Origin of the sequence: Streptomyces sp. DH24 (genome assembly GCF_029813775.1) — a bacterium.
Lineage (GTDB): Bacteria > Actinomycetota > Actinomycetes > Streptomycetales > Streptomycetaceae > Streptomyces.
Genome location: NZ_JARVKW010000034.1, coordinates 1 through 16,537 on the forward strand (window position 1 = coordinate 1; position 16,537 = coordinate 16,537).

The 16,537-nt window shown below is 72.0% G+C and carries 16 protein-coding genes and 2 pseudogenes; 7 read left to right on the plus strand and 11 right to left on the minus strand.

The features are described from left to right. Window positions 1–122: 122 nt before the first annotated feature. The 6 genes from QC282_RS24215 to QC282_RS24240 are packed head-to-tail and all read right to left on the minus strand — an operon-like array spanning window position 123 to window position 6,248. The gene (locus tag QC282_RS24215) at window positions 123–1,403 is read right to left on the minus strand and encodes a glutamate-1-semialdehyde 2,1-aminomutase (RefSeq protein ID WP_279551666.1); all 1,281 of its coding nucleotides are present in this window, start codon (window positions 1,401–1,403) and stop codon (window positions 123–125) included. Further along, window positions 1,400–2,611, minus strand: a complete 1,212-nt coding sequence (locus QC282_RS24220) for an acetyl-CoA carboxylase biotin carboxylase subunit family protein (RefSeq protein WP_279551667.1) — start codon at window positions 2,609–2,611, stop codon at window positions 1,400–1,402. The genes QC282_RS24215 and QC282_RS24220 overlap by 4 nt, the downstream gene beginning before the upstream one ends. A 34-nt stretch (window positions 2,612–2,645) precedes the next feature. Next, a complete protein-coding gene (locus tag QC282_RS24225; protein ID WP_279551668.1) occupies window positions 2,646–4,052 on the minus strand; it encodes an MATE family efflux transporter in 1,407 nt (468 codons plus the stop codon). 28 nt (window positions 4,053–4,080) lie between these two features. After that, window positions 4,081–4,341 (minus strand): hypothetical protein, encoded by a 261-nt coding sequence (locus QC282_RS24230; RefSeq protein WP_279551669.1) that lies wholly within the window; start codon window positions 4,339–4,341, stop codon window positions 4,081–4,083. Between the two features lie 3 nt (window positions 4,342–4,344). Next, window positions 4,345–5,463, minus strand: coding sequence for a hypothetical protein (locus QC282_RS24235; RefSeq protein WP_279551670.1), 1,119 nt, complete (start codon window positions 5,461–5,463; stop codon window positions 4,345–4,347). Window positions 5,464–5,477: 14 nt separating this feature from the next. Then, window positions 5,478–6,248, minus strand: coding sequence for a 2OG-Fe dioxygenase family protein (locus tag QC282_RS24240; protein ID WP_279551671.1), 771 nt, complete (start codon window positions 6,246–6,248; stop codon window positions 5,478–5,480). Between the two features lie 343 nt (window positions 6,249–6,591). On the opposite strand from QC282_RS24240, the gene QC282_RS24245 reads away from it, so the two are divergent. Genes QC282_RS24245 through QC282_RS24260 form a run of 4 tightly spaced genes read left to right on the plus strand, consistent with a single transcriptional unit; the run spans window position 6,592 to window position 9,747 of the window. After that, window positions 6,592–6,840 (plus strand): acyl carrier protein, encoded by a 249-nt coding sequence (locus QC282_RS24245; RefSeq protein WP_279551672.1) that lies wholly within the window; start codon window positions 6,592–6,594, stop codon window positions 6,838–6,840. 47 nt (window positions 6,841–6,887) lie between these two features. Continuing rightward, the gene (locus QC282_RS24250; protein WP_279551673.1) at window positions 6,888–7,754 is read left to right on the plus strand and encodes a hypothetical protein; all 867 of its coding nucleotides are present in this window, start codon (window positions 6,888–6,890) and stop codon (window positions 7,752–7,754) included. Next, on the plus strand, window positions 7,751–8,944 hold the full coding sequence (locus QC282_RS24255; protein WP_279551674.1) for a beta-ketoacyl synthase N-terminal-like domain-containing protein: 1,194 nt from the start codon (window positions 7,751–7,753) through the stop codon (window positions 8,942–8,944). The genes QC282_RS24250 and QC282_RS24255 overlap by 4 nt, the downstream gene beginning before the upstream one ends. Further along, window positions 8,941–9,747 carry an enoyl-CoA hydratase/isomerase family protein gene (locus QC282_RS24260; RefSeq protein ID WP_279551675.1) on the plus strand — a complete coding sequence of 269 codons (807 nt, stop codon included), beginning with the start codon at window positions 8,941–8,943 and terminating at the stop codon, window positions 9,745–9,747. The genes QC282_RS24255 and QC282_RS24260 overlap by 4 nt, the downstream gene beginning before the upstream one ends. Window positions 9,748–10,005: 258 nt before the next feature. On the opposite strand, the gene QC282_RS24265 is transcribed toward QC282_RS24260, so the two are convergent. The 3 genes from QC282_RS24265 to QC282_RS24275 form a co-directional block, all read right to left on the minus strand. Then, window positions 10,006–10,692 (minus strand): response regulator transcription factor, encoded by a 687-nt coding sequence (locus tag QC282_RS24265; protein WP_279551676.1) that lies wholly within the window; start codon window positions 10,690–10,692, stop codon window positions 10,006–10,008. A gap of 153 nt (window positions 10,693–10,845) precedes the next feature. Next, entirely contained in the window at window positions 10,846–11,832 is a 987-nt protein-coding gene (locus tag QC282_RS24270) for a hypothetical protein (RefSeq protein ID WP_279551677.1), read from the minus strand. A 285-nt stretch (window positions 11,833–12,117) separates the two neighbouring features. After that, window positions 12,118–13,383, minus strand: a complete 1,266-nt coding sequence (locus tag QC282_RS24275) for a sensor histidine kinase (protein ID WP_279551678.1) — start codon at window positions 13,381–13,383, stop codon at window positions 12,118–12,120. A 170-nt stretch (window positions 13,384–13,553) separates the two neighbouring features. On the opposite strand from QC282_RS24275, the gene QC282_RS24280 reads away from it, so the two are divergent. Next, window positions 13,554–13,751, plus strand: a complete 198-nt coding sequence (locus QC282_RS24280) for a hypothetical protein (protein WP_279551679.1) — start codon at window positions 13,554–13,556, stop codon at window positions 13,749–13,751. Window positions 13,752–13,846: 95 nt separating this feature from the next. Here the strand turns inward: QC282_RS24280 and QC282_RS24285 are convergent, their stop codons facing one another. Both QC282_RS24285 and QC282_RS24290 read right to left on the minus strand, forming a co-directional pair. Continuing rightward, complete coding sequence (locus QC282_RS24285; RefSeq protein WP_279551680.1) at window positions 13,847–14,587, minus strand: peptidoglycan-binding domain-containing protein; 741 nt, start codon at window positions 14,585–14,587, stop codon at window positions 13,847–13,849. A gap of 594 nt (window positions 14,588–15,181) precedes the next feature. After that, window positions 15,182–15,319, minus strand: a pseudogene (locus QC282_RS24290) (ribonuclease domain-containing protein); the annotation flags it as partial. A 350-nt stretch (window positions 15,320–15,669) separates the two neighbouring features. Here QC282_RS24290 and QC282_RS24295 point away from each other — a divergent pair. Both QC282_RS24295 and QC282_RS24300 read left to right on the plus strand, forming a co-directional pair. Then, window positions 15,670–16,341 (plus strand): DoxX family protein, encoded by a 672-nt coding sequence (locus QC282_RS24295; protein ID WP_279551681.1) that lies wholly within the window; start codon window positions 15,670–15,672, stop codon window positions 16,339–16,341. After that, window positions 16,290–16,471: pseudogene (locus tag QC282_RS24300) on the plus strand (IS6 family transposase); the annotation flags it as partial. The gene QC282_RS24295 and the pseudogene QC282_RS24300, both read left to right, overlap by 52 nt. Between the last annotated feature and the right edge of the window lie 66 nt (window positions 16,472–16,537).

The following is a 16,537-nucleotide window of genomic DNA, read 5'->3' on the forward strand; positions in this document are numbered from 1 at the left end:
GTCAGGCACCGCGCGACATGCGGGAGGTGCCGGACGCGGCCCGGCTCGGCAGCCGGCCCCGGACCGGGGCCGCGACGTGGCGCCCACCGCTCCGGGCGGCGGCGCCACGTCGCGGACGCGGCCTAGACCGCGCCGGCCACCGGCGTGTTCGGGTCCGTGGCGAGGAGTTCGACGGCGCGGGCCGCGAAGTCCTGAAGCGTCTCGTCCGTCGTCGCGGCGGAGATGTACATCGGCTCCTCGATGTCCGGCGCCAGGTGGTAGCCGGCCTCGCGAAGGCCCGCGTACAGCGTGGTGTACGGCGAGACCGGCTGCGCGGCGACGTCCGCCTTGCGGCGCAGCGGGGCGCTGCGCGGGACGAAGACGAACGCGAAGATGCTGCCGGTGCGGGCGAAGTGGAAGTCGAGCCCCTTGTCGGCCCGGTGGCGCTCCACGGCGGCCTCCAGCAGGGCGCCCTTGCGCTCCAGTTCCTCGTAGAAGCCGGGCGCCGCCAGTTCGTCGAGCGTGGCGAGACCGGCCGCCATGGTCAGCGGGTTGCCGGCCAGGGTGCCGCCCTGCAGGACCCGCTCCTCGTCGAGCAGCCGCATGATGTCGCGGCGGCCGCCGAACGCGCCGACGGGCGTGCCACCACCGATGATCTTGCCGAAGGCGGTGAGGTCGGGGGCGACACCCAGCAGGTTGGAGGCCGGGCCGTAGGTGAGCCGGAAGCCGGTGATGACCTCGTCGAAGATCAGCAGCGCGCCCTCGCGGTCGCAGATGCGGCGCAGGTCGGCGAGGAAGCCGTCCTGCGGCAGCACGAGGGACATGTTGCAGGCGATGGGCTCGACGACGACGGCGGCGATCCGGCCCGGGTGCTCGGCGAAGGCCCGCTCGACGCTCTCGGTGTCGTTGTACTCCGCGTAGACGTTGGAACGCATCGCGTCGGGGTCGAGGCCGGCGTCGCGCATGCGGGCCTCGTCCTTGTTCTGCACCAGGTCGAAGTGGCCGTGGTAGCCGCCGTTGAAGCGCAGCACGCCGGTGCGGCCGGTGTGGGCGCGGGCCAGCCTCAGCGTCGACATCACGGCCTCGGTGCCGCTGCACACGAAGCGCAGTTGCTCCAGGTGGCCGGCGGTCGCGGTGATGCGCTCGGCCAGCTCGATCTCCTGCGCGCAGTACGTGCCGAACAGGGTGCCGTCCGCGGCCTGGCGGGCGATGGCGGCGCTCACGGCCTGCGGCGCGTGCCCGAGGATCAGCGGCCCGAAGCCGTACATGAAGTCGACGTAGCGGGTGCCGTCGATGTCGTGCAGGTACTGTCCGTGGGCCTCGGCGACGACCAGCGGTTCGGACTTCACGTTGCGGCAGGCGCGCAGCGGCGAGCTGGCGCCGATCGGGATGGTGTGCAGAGCACGCTTGATTTCCGGCCTCATGAGGACTTTTCCGTTTCGGTCTCGATCGTGCAGTCGGTCATCAGGACATCCAGCAGTGCTTCTGCCTCTTCGCGGGTGTCGCGGGCGAAGTAGGCGGTCAGGACCGTCTCGAAGTTGAGAGGCGGGGCGAGCACGAACTGGCCGTCCTGGCGGTGCAGGTGCACGGTGGTGACGTCGTTCTTGCGGCACACCTCGACCGCACGGTCCGTGTTCTTCAGGAAGCCGCTGCGCTCGATCGGGGCGTCGTACTCCAGCGCCACCCGGTGGTGCAGCGGCTTCGGGTCGACGGTCTCCCGGCCCAGCCGGTGCAGCAGGTCGTAGGCGTCGAGCCCGGTGCAGATGCGCAGTTGCTGGTAGGTGGTGGTACCGCCGCCGCACAGCCGGGGGGCGAGTTCGAGGATGCGCAGCCGGCCCCGGCCGTCGAAGCGGAACTCCGCGTGGAAGGGCGAGTTGTCCAGGCCGAGGCCCGGGACCACCCGCTCCAGCAGGGCGGTGAAGTCACGGCCCGGCCCGGGGTCGAAGGGCTCGGTCAGATAGGCCACTTCGTGGAAGAGCGGGCCGACCAGGGGCGGCAGCTTGCGGTGGATCTGCAGCGGGACGATCCGGCCGTCGCTGACCACGCCGTCGATCGCGTACTCGTTGCCGTCGAGGTACTCCTCCGCCAGCATCCGCGACTGGCCGTTGCCCTCGCGCAGCACGGTGCACACGCGTTTGCTCTGCACGTACGCCTTCGGGAACTCCTCCGGCGTGGCGGCCTTCACGACGCCGGCGCTGTAGAAGCCGTTCGAGGGCTTGACCACGACGGGGAAGGACAGCGCCGCGCTGACGGCGGCGAGCGCCTCGGGCGCCTTCGACGAGGGGTCCAGCTCGATGTGGCGGGTGATGTGGTCACGGACCGCGGGGTGCGCCTTGAACCGGGTCTTGTCGGCGAGGCACAGCAGGGTGTCGATGTCCCGGGTGGGCAGGCCCAGTTCACCGCGGACCAGTTCCAGCTGGATCTGGTAGCTGTCGTGGAAGGAGATCACGTCGTCGATGTCGGTGAGGTCCACGGCGGCGCGCGCGGCGTCGACGACGGTGCTCCGCCAGTTGCCGCGGTCGTCGGCGTCGAGCCGCGGTGGCTCGAAGAAGCGGACGGTGAAGCCCCGCCGCCCCGCGTAGTCGAGGTAGTCGCGGCAGTCTTCCTCACGGCCGAGAAGGAGTACGTTCACTGAAAGGGCCACACTCTCTGTCTGGTGAGCGAAGTCAGGCGGTCTGCTGGACCGCGTCGGTGGTGTGGAGCCTGTTCTCCTGGTTGGCGACGGCGCGCCGGATGCGCCACAGGCAGACCGCCGCCATCACCGCCTCGAAGGCGGAGAAGATCACCCACATGACCGGCAGCATGTCCGGGTCGTCGCGGTTGAGCAGCACGAACCCGACGATCGTGGGCACGCACAGACCCCACATGAGGACGACGCGCGCCACGAACCCGAAGCGGGCGAGACCGAGGCACTCAAGGACGCCCGAGGCGACCATGGAGAACATGAACGCCGCGGAGTACGTCCACAGCACCCGTGAGGTGTCCACGGCGTGGCCGGTCACGGCGGAGCCGGCCCCGTCGAGGCCGAACGGGCTCAGCAGCAGGGCCGGGGTGGCGATCTGGAGCACCGCGACCACGGCCACGTACGCACCGGAGATCGTCAGGGTGACCCGCATGACGTGCGGGATGTCGCGGTGCCGTCCGGCGCCGACGGCCTTGCCGCACAGGATGTTGCAGCCCATGCCGAGGCCGATCAGCGGGATGACGGCCGCGTAGTTCAGGGCCAGCGCGACGTTGTTCGCGGCCAGCGCCACCGACCCGAGGACGCCGGCCAGCCACACGAACGCGGTCTGGCCGAGCTCCTCCAGGCTGAGCGAACCGCCCGCCGGGGCGCCGCGCCGCAGCCGCAGCCACACCACCCCGGCGACCTGCCGGGCGCCCCGGCGCAGCAGCCGGCCGAAGCCCGCCGCGTAGCCCCTGGGCAGGCACAGGGCGTATCCGAGGAACATGACGGACACGGCGCTGAGCGTGCCGAGCGCGGAGCCCCGCATGCCCAGCTCCGGCAGCCCGAAGCGGCCGAAGACCAGGCCGACGGTCATCACGATGCCGACCGCCTGCCCGATGATGCCGACGGTCATCGGCACCCGGGTCCGTCCCATCCCGTTGAAGTACGACGACAGCGCCATGTTGAGCGTCATGACGGAGCCGTAGAGGGTGGACAGGCCCAGGAACTGTGCCTCCAGTTCCTTGATGCGGTCGGGCTGCCCGCTCAGCTCCGGCACCGCCATCAGCAGCGGGGTGCTCAGCAGCAGCAGCGCGGAGAGCAGGACGCCGAGGACGAAGCCGTTGGCGCCCTCGTCCAGCGCGCCGCGCTTGTCGCCGCGGCCGTGGGCCTGCGCCACGTAGGAGCGGGTGATGCCGACCGCCCCCGTGGTCACCATGATCACCGTGGTCGCGGTGAAGACGGCGGGCCCGGACGCCTTGAGGGTGTCCTCCGAGTAGCGGGCCAGGCAGATCCGGTCGACCAGCAGCAGGAGCAGGTTGCCGACCATCCCGAACATCAGCGGCACCGAGACGCGTACGACCTCGCGCATCGCCGCCAGGTCGAGCAGTCGTGCCCGGGTGGTGGTCATCGTCGGCCACCGCCGCCGGGCACAGGACTCACGGGCTCACCCCGGATTCGACGAGCAGTTCGTGCACGCTCTTGAGCAGCGCCTCGCGGCCCGACAGGTCGAAGGGAAGCACGTCGCCCACGTCCAGCATGGCGTCGAGCCGCTCCTCCAGGCCGACGAGGAAACGCATCTGGTCGAGCGAACTGGTGATGATCTGCGACGGTTCGGCGTCGGCCGGAACGTCCCGCGCCTGGGCGAGCTGTTCCAGCAGGTCGTCGACGACCTTCTTGAGGTCTTCCATGGAACTCATTCCCTAGAGGGTTCGGGGGTGCGGCGGCCGGCCGGTCGGGCCGGGCGTGCCGAGCAGGCCGTACGACAGCAGGGCGTAGGTCAGCCGGTCCAGGCCGATCCCGGCGCAGCAGGTGGCCCCGGCCCCGAGATCGCGCAGTCCGAAGGAGTCGGCGAACACCTCGCCGTGCGAGTTGACGCTGGCCACGGACAGTTCGCCGTCGCCGAGCGGGACCCGCACCTCGAACTTGCTCTTGCTGAGCAGCTGGGCCTCGCGGGTCATGGTCGGCGCGTCTCCGAAGAAGGCGTCGGAGGCGCTGACGATGCGGTGCGGCACGTCGAGGTCCGCGAAGAAGGCCGTGAAGGCCTTCATCATCCGCTCGAAGTCGTCCGCGACCTCCTCGGCGCTGCCCATCCGGACGAGTTCGAACATCCTGAACTCGCCCAGCCGGGTCGCGCTGTGGTTGTGCGACTCGTGCCGGAAGACCGGCCCGTCGATGGCGAACAGCCCGGTGCCGTAGCGGTCCTTCAGCTCGGCGGCGTTCGCGTACACGTGGTAGCAGGTGACCGGCGTGAGGACGGTCTCGGCCGGCCGGTAGAAGGAGTCCAGCGCCTCGGTCTGGCCCGGCCGCAGCTGGGAGACGCTGACGCCGTCCCAGTAGTGGTCGCGGATCCGGGCGACCGCGTTCACCAGGTTCGGGAACTTCTGGTAGTACCCGGCCCGCACCAGCACGTCGCGGGAGATCTGCGCCGACCCGGCCAGCAGTGGCGCGCCGAACGGCTCGGCGAGCCGTTCCCGGCACAGCCGGCGCACGTGGTCCATCGCCGCCGTCCACTCCGGGCCGTGCAGGTAGGCGCCGCGGGCCACGGCGATCCGGTGGTCGTCGGGCGGTGCGCAGGACAGCCCGGGACGCCCCGGGTGGTCGGCGACGACCGTGGCCGGCACGTCGCGGTGGCCGCGCAGGAAGTGGCGGACCATCTCGCCGAGTTCGGTTTCGGAGGGGCCGGCCGCCACGACGACGTCGGCCCCCTTGTCCAGGAGTTCCACCGTGACGTCCCCGTAGTGGAACGCCAGGGCCTTGCGCAGTTCGTCGGCGGCCCCGGGGCCCACCGGGCGCTCGTGGCGGTAACGCACCCCGTTCATGTGGCGCCCCCCTCTCAGATGCGGTGGCGCATGGGAACCCAGTCGGCCAGGAGGATGGCCCGCTCTCCGGGCCGGTCCTCGGCGCCCTTGCGGATGGGGCCGACGTAGTGGCTGACGAGGTGGTCGGTGATGGCGTACGCCTCCAGCGGCCGTTCCATCTGGAACTCGGCGAGCCGGTCCGCGGGCGGGACGTCCTCCGGCTGCTTGCCCCGGTACTCGGGGGTGGCGATGAGGTTGGCGCCGCCCTCGGCGTTGTCCCGGTAGATCAGGTGGGCGAAGACGTACGGCTCGCCGTCCTGGTGCAGTTCGTTCGGGGAGGAGACGGCCTCGGCGCCGTCCTCCTCGATGTGCAGCTTGATCAGGTGGACCCCGACGTACAGCGGCCAGACCGCGTCGTCCTCGCTCCAGCGGGTCTGGGAGAAGTCGAACTGGATCATGTCCAGCAGGAGCTTGTTGCCGCAGACCTCGTCGCTGATGGCGGGGAGGTTGCGGGTGACGTTCACGTATTCGGGATTGTTGTCGCCCTGGTAGTAGCCGTTCATGCCCTCACGGGCCTGGCTTTCCGTGGCCGGCATCCAGAAGAATTCCCTGGACCACGGCAGGAAGACGCCGCGGGCGTAACGGCGGTACCGGCCCGAGCCGACCGCGTACGGGTCTTCCGGAAGGTCGTCGTAGGCGGCCCTGAGTGCCTTGTAGTCGTCGCTTCCCTCGGTGACTCCCAATTCGACGCCGAGATCCCAGCGGTCATGTCCCTGGCGCGAGAGAGTGGAAGGGTTTACAGGCATGACGAATATCCCCCGGTTTTCGAATGAGCCCAACGAGCAACGGAACTTAGTCCGCGGAGATACACGCTCGCAACGTGATATGAGTCACCAAAGTTTCCTCCCGCAGGCCGAGTTGGCCGAAAGAAGCTGCCGCACTTCTTGTCTGGGCAGGTTATTCACCGTCACCCCACCGGATCGGCCTGGCTGAATTTCCCCTGCACCGACGCCCTCTCGGCCACGGTGGCGTATACGTGGACCTGCACAAATGGTGATCAGGGGTTCCGCTTGGCGCGCATTGACAGGCCGCGCGACACGCGGTTAGTGTCCGTAACCGTCAAGCATCTCTTTAAAAATGGGGGAAAAGATGTCGGACGACGTCATCGACGGTCGCATTTCCGAGGTCCTCAAGCAGATCGCCGAACTTCCGGACGCATTCGCCATCACGGCCGATCAGGATCTCAAGACCGACCTGAACATCGATTCCCTCAAACTGATCGACGTGGTCGTTCAGGTGGAGGCGGTCCTGGACGTGGAACTCGGCGACGAATTCTCCCGCGACCTCGTCACGGTGGGAGACCTCCAGCGGCACGTGAGCGAGCGGGTCGGCGGCTGACGTCCGCGTGTCTTCGCCCGACCGACATACCGCCATGGAGAGTTGTGGTGTTTGAGTTCTCCCTGGGCCCGGTCACGCTGTGCGCGCCCGGCCCGACGAACGGCACGGACGACCGCGAGGGCCTGCCGCCCGACTGGCACGAGGTGATCGGCACCGCCGGCGACCAGTTCCGCGACGAGTTCACCCGGACGTGCCTCTATCTCGTCCTCGGCGCCGCGGACGCCTCCGGGGCGCGCGCGGACGGCGCGACGCGCACCGACGACACCGTCGTGATCGGCACGGAGTACGGCAACACCGCCGCCCTGGCCCGTCTCCAACGCCACGCCGCGGAGAAGGGCAAGCTGCTGTCCGCCCAGTACTTCCCCAACGCCACGTCCAGTTCGGCGTCGGCGTTCGCCAACCTCCGCGTCGGGGCGACCGGACGCAACATGACGATCAACGCGGGCGTGCTCACACCGGTCGTCGCCCTGTGGCAGGCGCTGTCGGCCCTCGGCAGCGAACGCTCCGACGTCAGCCGGCTCCTCGTCGGCGACGTCTACGCACCCGAGGCAGTCGCGGACGCGCGGCTCGACACGCCCGACGTGCCCTGCCGCGACGGCGTCGCCCACGCCTACCTGCACCGGGGCACCGGCCTCACCGCCGAGTTCGCCTTCGGCGCCGCCGACGGGCCGCACCCGGGCCCGACGCGCACCGTGCGCAGGGCCGCCGCCCGGGACGCCGACGCCGGCGAGGCGGCGCCCGTCGCCTTCGCCGAGCGCAACAGCGCCTTCGCCACCCGCGCCTTCCTCGACCTCGTGCATGCCCTGGAACCCGCCGAGCGGGCCGTCCTCGAATGCCACGGCCCGGACGGCCGGCACGCCACGGTGACGGTGACCCGGCAACAAGCGAACAGCACGGACAGGGGGTCCTGGTGAACCAGGGAGCAGCAAGGGTCTTCATCACCGGGCTCGGCATCATCTCACCGGCCGGCGCGGGCGCCGGGCCCTTCTGGGCCGACGTGTGCGCGGGCCGCAACCGCTTCGAGGAACTGCCCCCGCTGTACGCCGGCATGAAGCCCGGCATCCTCGGCGGCCGGGTACCGCGCGAGGCCCGCGAGACCGCCCTCGCCCAGGTCGACCCGGTCACCCGGGAACGCCCGCGGTGGGCGTCCGTGTTCGCGGAGTTCGCCGCGCTGGAGGCCCTGCGGGACGCGGGTCTCGCCCCCGGGGACCGGGCGCTGCGCGACGCCGTCGTCTGTGTCGGCAGCAGCGACGGCCAGGCCGAGGCGCTGGAGGACGTGGTCGCCGGGCGCCGCGGCATCGCCGAGACCGGCGGCTTCTCCAGCTACTCCATCGCCCAGGGCGTGGCCCGCGCCGTCGGGGCGTCCGGCCCCGCCTACCTGCTGCAGAGCACGTGCGCCTCCGCGAACGTGGCGCTGTCCTGCGCGCTGGAGATGCTGCGCGCGGGCGTCGCCGACACGGCGGTCGTCGGGGGCTGCGACCCCTACTCGGAGAAGAACATCATCGGGTTCAACTCCCTGCAGGCCATCGGCCCCACGCCCTGCAAGCCGTTCGCCCGGAGCCGGCGCTACGTCACTCCGTCGGAGGGCGCGGGCATGTTCGTCCTGCAGACCGAGCGCGCCCTGCGCCCGGACGCCACCCCCTACGCCGAGGTGCTGGCCACCGCCGTCAGCAACGACGCGAGTCATCCCACCGCCCCCGACCGGGAGGGCGTGGCCGCCTGCCACCGCCGCTCACTGGACGAGGCCGGTCTGAAGGCCGACGACATCGACGTGATCTTCGCGCACGGCACCGGGAGCCGCGCCAACGACACCATCGAGGGCGGCATCTTCGCCGAGCACTACCCGCGGGCGGCGGTCACCGCGATCAAGAGCACCATCGGGCACCTGATGGGCGCGGCGGGCGCGGCCGGAGCCGTGGCTGCCTGCCTGGCGCTGCGGCACCGCCTGGTACCGCCGACCGCGGTCGAACCCGACGACGTGGAGCTGGACCTCAACCTGGTCACCGGCACCCCCCTGGCCGTGCCGGACCTGCGGCACGTCCAGAACAACGCCTTCGGCTTCGGCGGCAACAACGCGATCAGCATCTTCCGGAGCGTGTCGTGACGCTCCCGCCGGTCCTCACGGGCGAGAGCGCGGCCCTGCGGCTGACGTTCGACGGCCCGCTCGCCGTCCTCACGCTGCACAACCCGCCGATGAACCTGTTCGACAAGGCGATGTGGGACGCCTGGGCGGACGCGGTGGCCTGGCTGACCGCCCACCCGCCGCGCGCCCTGCTCGTGCGGGCGCGGGGCCGCGTCGTCAGCGCCGGTGTCGACGTGAACGTCTTCGCCGGGCTCGCCGCCGAGGACGCCGCGTCGTTCTGGCGGACCCAGCTGGGCATCACGCGGGCGCTGGAGGCGCTGCCCTGCCCCACGGTGTTCGCCGCACATTCGCTGACCCTCACGGCCGCCTTCGAACTGGCCCTGGCCTGCGACCTCGTTCTCGCCACACCGCAGGCCCGGTTCGGCCTGGTCGAGCGGAAGATCGCCTTCACCCCGGCGATGGGCGGCACCCAGCGCCTGGCCGAACGCGCCGGTCCCGCCCGCGCCCGCGAACTCGTCATGACGGGCGACCTGTACCGCGGGTCCGTGCTGGCCGACTGGGGCGTGGTCAACGCCCTGTTCCCGCCGGACTCCTTCGACACCGACGCGCATGCCTACGCGATGCGGCTCGCCACCGGGCCCACCCGGGCCCACGAGGCCACCAAGAGCGTCGTCCGCCACTGTCTCGACGGCGGTGTCGCCGCCGCCGACGCCGCCGTTCCCGACCTCGCCGCGTCGGTGGCGGCCACCTCCGACCACCACCGCGCGGTCGCCGCGTTCCTGTCGGACGGCCCGGAACACACGACGGAGTACGAGGGGCGCTGATCCGGGGAGCGGTGGCCGCGCACGCGGGCCGGAGCAGGGCGCGGGCCGGGCCGTCGCCGGGGGTGCGGAAACCGCCGAGGACGACGCCGGCGGAAATCATGTCGGCCGCCCGTCCGGAGTACCGCACGACCAGCGCTCCGGCGGGCGCTGCCCCACGGCGGCGGGACCTGCCGGGCCGTGTCCGCGACGGTGGGCGAGGGTGCGAACGAACGTGCGCCTGCCGTGCTCAGGGTGACGACGCCACGTCGCGGACACGGCCTAGTGCCCGTCGCGCCCGCCCCGTTCCTCCTCCAGCAGCCCGGCGTCGTGGGCCAGCAGGGCGATCTGCACGCGGTTGTTGAGGCCGAGCCGGGACAGGACGCGGGAGACGTGGGCTTTGACGGTGGCCACGCTCATGAACAGCTCCGCGGCGATCTCGGCGTTGGCCAGGCCCCGGCCGACCGCGACGGCGACCTCGCGTTCCCGGTCGTTCAGGAGGGCGACGCGCTCACGCGCGCGTGCCCGGCGGGTGCCGGCCGCGCCCCCGGCCGCGTGCGTCATCAACTGGCGGGTGACGGCGGGCGACAGGACGGGATCGCCGGCCGCGACCCGGCGTACCGCGTCCAGGATCTCGGCGGGCGGGGTGTCCTTGAGGACGAACCCGGCGGCGCCCGCGCGCAGGGCCCGCAGCACCTGTTCGTCGGCGTGGAAGGTGGTCAGCACCACCACCTGCGGGGCGTCCTCGCGGGCGCGCAGCAGTTCCGTGGCCGTGAGGCCGTCGACCGTCGGCATCCGGATGTCCATGAGGACGACGTCCGGCCGGGTGCGGTCGACGAGCGCCTCCACCTCGCCGCCGTCACCGGCCTCGCCGACGACCTCGATGTCGTCCGCGCCGCCCATCATGAAGGACAGCCCGGCCCGCACGAGGGGGTCGTCGTCGACGAGGAGCAGTCTGATCGCAGTCATGGCCCTACGCAATCGCGGTGGGTGGACGAGGACTTGGGGCCGGCCCCGCAGGGGCGAGGGCTGCGGACCCGGCCTGGGCCGGGTCCGCAAAGCGGCGCCCGCTGCCCGGGGCCCGGCCCGGGCGCGCAGCACCACGTCTGCCCGGGGCCCGGCCTAGGCGCGCAGCGCCACGCCGTGGCGGGTGCGCAGCACGCGCAGCTCCCACCAGACCACCGCCGTCACCGAGGCGGGGCCGCCCAGGAAGGCGAGGATCTGGATGAGCGGCGGGCCCGGCGGCAGACCGCCCGCCAGCAGGCTGATCACCGCCCACTCCCACACCAGGACGCCGGTGAGCAGGGCGGGCAGCGTCGCGTGCACGGCGGCCGTGTTGAAGCCGGTGCGGATGGCGGGGCCGGTGGCGAAGCCGAGGAAGAACAGCACCCAGACGAGGGGCAGGAACAGCGAGAGCGTGATCCAGGGGACGGCGGTCCCGCCGGTGCCCGACGTGGTGCCCGTCTCCTCGGCCATGCTGATGCCCACGACGGCCAGCGGCACCGCCGTGACGGCCGCGATGTACCACATGGCCGACTTGCCCGCGGCCCGCACGCGCGGACGCATGTCGGCCTTCGTCTCGGGCGTGGCCCACCGGAAGAGGAACGCGATGACGACGGGCGCGCTGAGCAGCAGCAGGGGCGGGGTGATGGCGATCCGCATCATGTACTGCTGCTGGGCCTCGCTGACGTCCTCGGGCCTGCCGTAGAGCGTGAGCAGCAGCACGGTCAGCGCGGCGGCGGTCCAGGCGCGCCCCTTCTGAAGCCGGGTCACCTGCGGGTCCTCGATGCGGCGTTCACCGCGTGGCGGGAACAGCCGGTGCGCCCTGAGGCGGGCGGAGCGTGCGAACGAGTAGCCCGCGACGAGGGGCAGGAGCACGAACCAGGCGCACGGCGCGAGCAGGACGAGCCACATGCAGCCGGGGTTGCTCTGCCGCCAGGCCCGCAGCATGTCGCGCACCCGGGGCCATTCGGCGCCGCGCAGCCCGCGGAACGCGCCCCGTCCCAGTGGGGAGGGCGCCCTCGGCGGATACGGCTGCGGCGGGTAGGGCTGCGGGGGGTACGGCTGCGGGGGATGACCGTACGGCGCCGGGCCGGGCTGGGGCGGCACGTACGGTGCGGTGTTGTGCGGCGGCCCGTAGGGACCGGCGTTCGGAGGCGGCGGGGGGTACGGCCCCGGGTTCGGCGGCGGCGCGTACGGACCGCCGTTCGGGGGTGGCGGCGGATACTGCCCGCCGTTCGGTGGCCACTGGGGCCGGTACGGGTTGTTGGGTCCCCCGAAACTCACGCCGACTGTTCCTTCCGAGACGCGCGGGTGCTGAAGCTGCACAAACATAGCCACCGCCTGCGACAAGTCAAAGGCCGCCCGCCCGCGGGGACTTGGGATTCCGGCGGGTCAGTCCCAGGGCAGCCACGCGCGTACCCGGAACCCGCCGTCCGGCGTGGGACCGTGCCGCAGCGTGCCGCCGGCCAGCGTGGCGCGTACGGTCAGTCCGATCAGGCCCTGCCCGGAACCGGGGACGTGCGGGACCTCCCCCTCGGGTGCGGGGTTGCGCACGGAGACGACGAGTCCGTCGCCGGGCCCGCCCGTGACGGTCACGGCGACCTCGCTGCCGGGCGCGTGCTTGCGGGCGTTGGTCAGACCCTCCTGGGCGATGCGGTAGGCGGTGCGGCCCACGACGGCGGGTACGGCGCCGGCGTCGGTGACCCGGTTGGCGAGCGTGACCTTCATGCCGGCCTCGCGGGACTCGGCGACGAGCGCGTCGAGTGCCGCGAGCGTCGGCTGCGGGCGCCCCCCGGCGTCGTCGGCGTCCGCGGCGCGCAGCACACCGATGATCTGCCGCAGGTCCTGCAGGGCGTCGTGGGCGCTCTCCCGGAGGACTCCGGCCGCCCGCGCGACCTCCTCGCGGGGCGCGTCGGGCCGGAACTCCAGGGCGCCCGCGTGCACGCTGAGCAGCGTCAGCCGGTGGGCGAGCACGTCGTGCATCTCGCGGGCGATGGCCTCACGGGCGAGCCGCTGGGCCTGCTCGGCGCGCAGCCGCGCCTCCGTCTCGGCGCGCCGCGCGCGGTCCCGCAGGCTGAGCATCAGCTGCCGCTTGGACCGGACGAACATGCCCCAGCCGATGGCGGACACGATCAGCAGCCCGGTGAAGACGAGCACCGCCGGGTAGGACAGTTCGGGGTCAGGACGCAGCCGGAAGAACACCGGAAGCACGGCGAGGGAGACGCCGCCGGTCCAGGCCACGTACCGGAAGGGCCGGTGCACGGCGAGCGTGAACAGGGAGATCAGTCCGGCGCCGCCCGCGGTGTTGGAGACGAGCCCGACGGGGACCATCGCGATCGCGAGTCCGAGCGGCCAGCGGCGGCGCAGCCACACGGCGCCGCAGGACAGTGCGCCGATCACCTGGTCGACGGCGGCGACGGGCTCCGGGAGGTTCGGGTCCTCGGCCATGGACTCGGCGGCGAGCAGGCCGGTGACGACGGCGAGCACGAAGCAGGAGAAGTCGACGATCCAGTCGCGCGCGGTACGCCGGGGGCGCCCGGACCGCCGGGCCCCGGGGTCGAGTTCGTCGGCCAGCGCGGACGGCAGCAGCCACCGGCGCGCGGCGGGAAGGTCGGCGGGGGTCCGGGGTTCCGCCTGGTCACCACTCACGGTCGGCAATCTACGCAGCGCGGGCCCTCGGAGTCCCCGCGGACGCCGGATCGTCGACCCACGTCGCGGGAGCGCAGACTTTCGGCGCGCCGCGCGGCCCGCGCCGGCTACTTCCGCCGGGGTGGCCTGGCCCCGCGGCCGATGCCCGTGGGGGGTCCGCGGGGCAAGGGTCTTTCCTCATGAAGAAGTTGCTGGAGTTCCTCGGATTCATCGCCCTGGTGCAGGGCGTGGCGGGCCTGGTGCACGAGTTCACCGACTGGAAGTGGGGCCTCGTGCAGCGGCTCGGCTTCCTCGACGGCCACGAGCTGTACGCGAGCGTCGCCCTGGTGCTGCTGGGCGTCGCCCTGTTCGCCGCCGCGGAGAGCCGGTCCGGCTGAGCCCGGACCGGACCTCCGGCCGCCGCACCGGGCGGGCCCGGGCCCGGTGCCGCCGGCCGAGCCGCTGCCGTACGGCTCGGCCGGGCGCGCGTCGGTCAGGAGAAGGCGGCGGCCCAGGTGTTCGGGCCGACGATGCCGTCCACCGTCAGGCCCCGGTCCGCCTGGAAGTCGCGGCACGCGGCGTCGGAGCCGGGGCCGTACTGGCCGTCCGTCGACAGCGCGTACCCGAACCGCGAGTTCATCCGGTACTGCCAGGTCGCCACGCTCGCGTGCACGAACGTCGGAGGCTGCCGGAAACTCACCCCGGGGTACGGCAACGGCCCGCCTCCGGGGTTCACTTCACCGCTGAGTACCCGCGCGTAGAGCGCGCCGGGGCACTCCGTCGCGTGGTGGTCGCGATGCCCGGTGATGGCGCGGGCCGCACCGCCCGACACCCGCAGCCGGTTGACGGCGTACCGGATCGCGTCGATCAACTGCGGGGTGATCGTGTCGTAGTTGCTGGTGGTGCCGCCGGTGAGCGCGCACACCGCGTACCAGTCGTCGTTGCCCTGGGTGGTGCCCTGCGCGGCGGTACGGACGTTCTCGCCCCGCCCCTGGAAGACGTAGCCGTGCACGCAGGCGAGGTGGCTGTAGGCGATGTCCGACCAGCCGTTGGAGTCCATGTGGTGGTTCTGGATGCCCCGAACCTGGGCGGCGCAGTCGGCGTGGCTCGCCCTGGCGACCTTGACCGCGTCCACGTGGTGCACGACGACGCCGCCCTGCGCCGGAGTGATGTTGTTGCTCACGCTGCGGGGCGCGCGGGCACCCCACTGGGAGCGGGAGACGAAGGTGGCCATCAGTCGCGTTCTCCATGGCCCACGGCGCAGTCCACCGTGGCGTTGAGGGGCTCCGCGTAGGCGCTGCGGGCCGCGTCGGGCGCGTAGCGGGCGGCGGGGTGACGGGAGTGGGTGACCAGGGGAAGCTCGCGGAACGGTGCCGGGACGGTGCCGGCGGCACGCGCGGTGCCGGAGCATATGGCGGGCAGCGCGAGTGCGCAGCCGGTTGCGGCGAGCAGAGCGGCGCGGCGTGACGGGCCGTGACTCAACGGGCCTCCAGGTGACAGTGGGGTGACCGTGATTGTCAGGAGCACGCCAACGGTGCGTCAAGATGTCTGCGGTATCGCCCTGCCGCCGGCCCCGACTCCCCTTCAGGTCCGCGAACGGGGCCGCGGGTCACGGCACGCTTGAGACCGGCACGGGACTGACGGGACCCGAGCCGCCGGACATGGTCACCGGATGCGTGTGCGTGCGCCTTCCCGAACCGAGGAGCCACGCCACACCTGGCCCACGTGCGGAACTCCCGGCCCCGTCAGCCCGTACCAGTCACCGCAGGCACCTTGCTCTGCTTGCGCTGCTTGCGCCGCGGTTTCGTGCCGGCCTGCCGACGGGTTCTCAGCAGCCGTGGTCGACCAGGTCGAACGAGGCGTAGTGGTCCGCCGTGCAGTAGCCCTCCTGGCACTCCTCACCGGTGACGATGGGGCGCGCACCGCGGTCGTCGGGGCCCGGCGTGCCCACCGCGCACTCGTGGTAATTCTGTCGCACCCCGCTGACCTGGACTTATGACGGCTGAAACGGCTGTGACCTGCCAGGACGGGATGCAGAGTCGATCGGAGGCAAGTCAGAGAGGCGGGGTCGGTGACGAGGAGCCCGCCGCAGCGCCTCCGGTTCCCGTGTGGCGCCTGCTGAAGGCCTGTCCGGCGTGCTCCCACGATGGCCGAAACAGCCCGTACAGCGCGTCTTGTCACGCCCCCACCCTGGCCGTACGGTGCAGCACCATGGGAGCGCTCCCATAACGGCCGACCTTCCCTACCGGAGGCGCTCATGAGGACAAGCAGCCGGCTGATGACGTACCGCCTCGCCCTTCTTCCCGGGCAGCCGGCATGAGCCCCGAACAGCGAAACGTCATCGCGGCCACAGAAAAGCAGGGCACGACCGCCCCGGAGGTGCTGGTGGCGCCCAGTGGCCCGCGCACCTTCCCCGACCCCTACCGGCGACGCAGCCTCACCGTGCTCAGAGTGTCCGTTGGGCTGCTGTTCCTGTGGTTCGGGGCGCTCAAGCTCCTGCCGAACGTCAGCCACGCGGAGGACCTGGCCACCCGGGTGATGAGCGAGCTGACGTCGGACCGCGTGCCGGCCGACGTTTCCCGGCCACTCCTGGCCGTGATGGAGATGCTGGTCGGAGCCGGGCTGGTCACCGGGCTGTTACTGCGGCTGACCCTGGTGGTCTTCTTCGTGCACATGACTGGGACGTTCGCGACGCTGGTCGTCCTGCCCTCCGAGATGTGGGACGGGAACGTGCCCGCTCCCACGATGGCCGGACAGTACGTGATCAAGAACATCGTGCTGGTGGCGGCGGCGCTCACCATCGCCGTTCACCTGCCCCCGCCTGGCGTTGGGCGGCGGGGAACGGCCCGTAGCCGACCAGGGGCGCGAAGGGCGCTGTCACGTTGGTTGACCGGGTGGGATCTTTTCCGGGTTGATCATGCTGGGAAGGATCGTCCATGGAGAGCACGTCGCCGTCGTGCAGGGGGCGCCGGTACCCGGTCGAGGTGATCTCCCACTGCGTGTGGCTGTACCACCGATTCCCGGTCAGCTTCCGTGAGGTCGAGGAACTCATTACTTGTGGCGGGCCGTCGGCCAGGACGGCAACGTGCTCGACATCCTCCTGCAGAGCCGACGGGACAGGCCGCCCCCAGGCGCCTCTTCCGCCGCCTGTCGAAAAAGCCGCGCGCGGTGCCGCGGGGGGGGG

What these genes read in the sequence shown, in the direction of transcription:
- QC282_RS24235 (WP_279551670.1), bottom strand. Translation starts at nt 5,463, where the DNA reads ATGAACGGGGTGCGTTACCGCCACGAGCGCCCGGTGGGCCCCGGGGCC.
- QC282_RS24240 (WP_279551671.1), bottom strand. Translation starts at nt 6,248, where the DNA reads ATGCCTGTAAACCCTTCCACTCTCTCGCGCCAGGGACATGACCGCTGG.
- QC282_RS24265 (WP_279551676.1), bottom strand. Translation starts at nt 10,692, where the DNA reads ATGACTGCGATCAGACTGCTCCTCGTCGACGACGACCCCCTCGTGCGG.
- QC282_RS24230 (WP_279551669.1), bottom strand. Translation starts at nt 4,341, where the DNA reads ATGAGTTCCATGGAAGACCTCAAGAAGGTCGTCGACGACCTGCTGGAA.
- QC282_RS24245 (WP_279551672.1), top strand. Translation starts at nt 6,592, where the DNA reads ATGTCGGACGACGTCATCGACGGTCGCATTTCCGAGGTCCTCAAGCAG.
- QC282_RS24280 (WP_279551679.1), top strand. Translation starts at nt 13,554, where the DNA reads ATGAAGAAGTTGCTGGAGTTCCTCGGATTCATCGCCCTGGTGCAGGGC.
- QC282_RS24225 (WP_279551668.1), bottom strand. Translation starts at nt 4,052, where the DNA reads ATGACCACCACCCGGGCACGACTGCTCGACCTGGCGGCGATGCGCGAG.
- QC282_RS24285 (WP_279551680.1), bottom strand. Translation starts at nt 14,587, where the DNA reads ATGGCCACCTTCGTCTCCCGCTCCCAGTGGGGTGCCCGCGCGCCCCGC.
- QC282_RS24295 (WP_279551681.1), top strand. Translation starts at nt 15,670, where the DNA reads ATGAGCCCCGAACAGCGAAACGTCATCGCGGCCACAGAAAAGCAGGGC.
- QC282_RS24215 (WP_279551666.1), bottom strand. Translation starts at nt 1,403, where the DNA reads ATGAGGCCGGAAATCAAGCGTGCTCTGCACACCATCCCGATCGGCGCC.